Raw genomic sequence first — 994 nt, 5'->3', positions numbered from 1 at the left:
ACCACCAGTTACTGGCAGAGCGGACCCGTTGCCCGCTTCAAAGTGCCCGTAAATCTGCCGCGTGGCGTCGCCCATCACGCCTCCCATGCTGGGAGGTTCAGCCCGGTGGAGTATCCGCCGGGCTGCATCCGAAAAATCCCTCTTCGATTGTCAAAGACCAAGGAATCAGCGACGCACGGGGCCGCACAAGGGGCAAATCAATACAATTCGCCCGTCAACAACGGCCATGCGCAGCCTGTGGCCACAGGTGGGGCACTCGCGCCCCAGAAAGCTAGACAGCATAGTGCACCTCCACGGCCTCGACTGCGGCCAGAGAGTCGGCGCTCGCAACTTGGTCAAGCAGGGCCTCGCGGGTGGCTCCGTGCTGGCCGACCACATATTCCAGCCCTTCAGCGTCCTCGGCGGCGAACAGGGCCGCGCCCACGGCCACGTCCTCCGAGGTCGGCGAAGCCTGGGGCATGGTCAGCGTGGCGGCCATCGCCTTTTGATACCCGGCCTCGATTTCGGAGGTCTTGACCTCCTTGGCTGCGGCCAAATCCTGCTCGGCGGTCTGTGCCGGGCGTTCCAAGGCCGCGCCTTCGGGCAGAGGTCCGGGCGCGAACACCTGCCGCGACGGGGTGTCGTGGCCGTCACCGGGCAGCCAAAACTCCGTAGCTGCTTGCGCGTCCTCGGCCCGGAAGGCCGGGGCCTTGCGCTCACGGTGATCCTCGACCATCTCCCACTTCTTGCCCGTCCAGCGCGGCCACTGGCGTGTCCAGGGCCGAGGCGGCAGGGAGGCGTTGGTGGCGTTGGAGGGCGTGTAGCCGTGGTCCTCGGCGCTCGCGACATAATCGTGGGTGACGGGGTTGTATGTGTGGGCGATTGCCATTTTTCAAACTCCTTTTTTATTTTGACGCGCGCTCCCAGCATGGGAGGCGTGATGGGCGACGCCACGCGGCAGATTTACGGGCACTTTGAAGCGGGCAACGGGTCCGCTCTGCCAGTAACTGGTGGT

General features: G+C 65.1%; 1 protein-coding gene. It reads right to left on the bottom strand.

Annotated features, from left to right (window positions below):
- Positions 1-271: 271 nt before the first annotated feature.
- Positions 272-868 (bottom strand): phage tail protein, encoded by a 597-nt coding sequence (locus G7Y54_RS12450; protein ID WP_165079541.1) that lies wholly within the window; start codon positions 866-868, stop codon positions 272-274.
- Positions 869-994 lie beyond the last annotated feature (126 nt).

This window comes from Desulfovibrio sp. ZJ746, from assembly GCF_011039155.1.
GTDB lineage: Bacteria > Desulfobacterota > Desulfovibrionia > Desulfovibrionales > Desulfovibrionaceae > Desulfovibrio.
The sequence above is the reverse complement of the archived record's forward strand: the minus strand, read 5'-3'. Positions and strand labels throughout refer to the sequence as shown.